This window comes from Arthrobacter sp. Ld5, assembly GCF_051172775.1.
Classification (GTDB): Bacteria; Actinomycetota; Actinomycetes; order Actinomycetales; family Micrococcaceae; genus Arthrobacter_D.
The window spans coordinates 1-1854 of record NZ_JBPKBO010000011.1 but is presented as its reverse complement, the minus strand read 5'-3'; the positions used below and the strand labels follow the sequence as shown (position 1 = coordinate 1854).

Genomic DNA, 1854 nt, shown 5'->3' with positions numbered 1-1854 from the left:
GCGCATGAAGGCGGCCCAGGAGGGGGCTGCGATGAGGGAGCCGTCGACTTCGGGGTAGATCTTGCCGCCGATCCTCAGGCCGCTGAGGGAGGTGTTGCCTTCCTTCCAGTTCCCGATCCAGCTCGCGGTGACCATGCCGGAGTTGTAACCGATGAACCAGGTCTGTGACCGCTGGTCGTTGGTTCCGGTCTTGCCGGCCATAGGGATCTCCCCGTAGTCGAGCAGCTGACCCGATCCGGTCTTCATGACTTCCTGGGTGGCGTAGTTGACGCCGCGGGCGACCGTCTCCGGGAGAGCCCGGTGGCAGTCGGTGCCGGGAACGGGGTAGCTCGTGCCGTCGGCGGCGGTGACCTCGGTCAGGGCCCGCGGCTGGCAGACGGTGCCTTCGGCGGCGAAGCCGGCGTAGGCGGTGGCCATGGACAGGGGTGCGACGTCCTGCACTCCTCCGATGAGACCGGGGGCCAGGACGTCGAGCCGTTCCGGTTCGCCGTCGTCGCTCTTGCCGTCATGGATGCCCATGTCGTAGGCGGTCTCGAAGATCTTGCACATGTCGAGTTGTCGGGCGGTTTCCAGGGTGGTGGTGTTGTAGGACTGGGCGAGGCCGCGGAGGACGGTGTAGGTGCCGTAGTTGGTGTCTCCGTAGTTCTGGGGCGTGTAGCCCATGCCCTGCGGTGTCCGGACGGTGTAGGAGCCGCCGGGGAGGCAGCTCGCCGGCCATTCATCGCCCTCGGGGTAGGTGCGTTTGCGGCCGTCGATGGGCGTGTTCAGGGACCCTCCGGCCTCGATCCAGGCAGCGAGGGTGAAGGGTTTGAACGTCGATCCGGGCTGGAAGCCTCCCACGCCGCCGAGGCTCTTGGCCGGATCGCCGCCCTGGTGCTGGTCGACGTTGAAGTTCAGCACGGAGTCGCCGGGCGCATCCCCCGGCCGGTAGCGGGTGTTCTGCGCCATGGCCAGGATGTCGCCGGTGCCCGGCTCGAGGCTGACCATGGAGTGGCCCACCGCCGGGTCGGTGGTGTCCGGGTCGGCGGTGTCGTTCACGGCGGTCCGCGCCGCCTCCTGTACCCGGGAATCCAGCGTGGTCCTGATCGTCAGGCCGGAGCGGTACAGCACGTCCTTGCGCTCTTCCCGGGTCTCACCATAGGCGGGGTCATTCAGGATCAGGTGCGTGACGTAGTCGCAGAAATACGGTGCCTGCGCGGCGCCGGCGCAGCCGTTGAGGGTCGGCGTGATGTTCAGCCCGAGGTCGGTGGCGACGGCGTCGTCGTGCTCCTGCTGGGTGATTGTCCCGTGGGTGAGCATCGCGTCGATCACGAGGTTCCGGCGTTGCAGCGCCCGCTCGGGGTGCTCGATGGGGTTGTAGAACGTGGGTCCGTTGACCAGCCCGGCGAGCAGAGCACCCTGCGGGATGGTGAGGTCCTTGGCGTCGACGTCGAAAAAGTAGCGGGCAGCGGCCTGGACGCCGTACACGGTCCCGCTGAACGGGACGATGTTCAGGTACCCGGCGAGGATCTCGTCCTTGGTCAGCTCCTTCTCGACGGCGATGGCGAGTTTCATCTCGCGGAGTTTGTCGCCGACCGTCTTGTTGCCGCTGAAGATCGCCTGCTCGCCGTCGCGCAGGGCGGAGTCGATCAGGACGTTGGTGACGAATTGCTGGGTGATGGTCGAGGCGCCGCGCGTGGAGTCGCTGGTGAGATTGCTGGCGATGGCACCCATGATGCCCTCGAGGTCCACGCCGCCGTGCTCGTAGAAGCGGTAGTCCTCGATGGAGACCAGGGCGTCCTGCATGTCCTGGGATACCTGGTCGAGGGGGACCGGTTGCCGGTTCTCCTCGTACAGGGTCGCGATGAGCGACCC

Annotated in this window: 1 protein-coding gene; it reads right to left on the bottom strand. The window is 67.0% G+C overall.

The features are described from left to right. Positions 1–1854, bottom strand: a 1854-nt coding sequence (locus tag ACSGDB_RS04160) for a transglycosylase domain-containing protein (RefSeq protein ID WP_434993095.1), incomplete at both ends; no start/stop codon positions are given.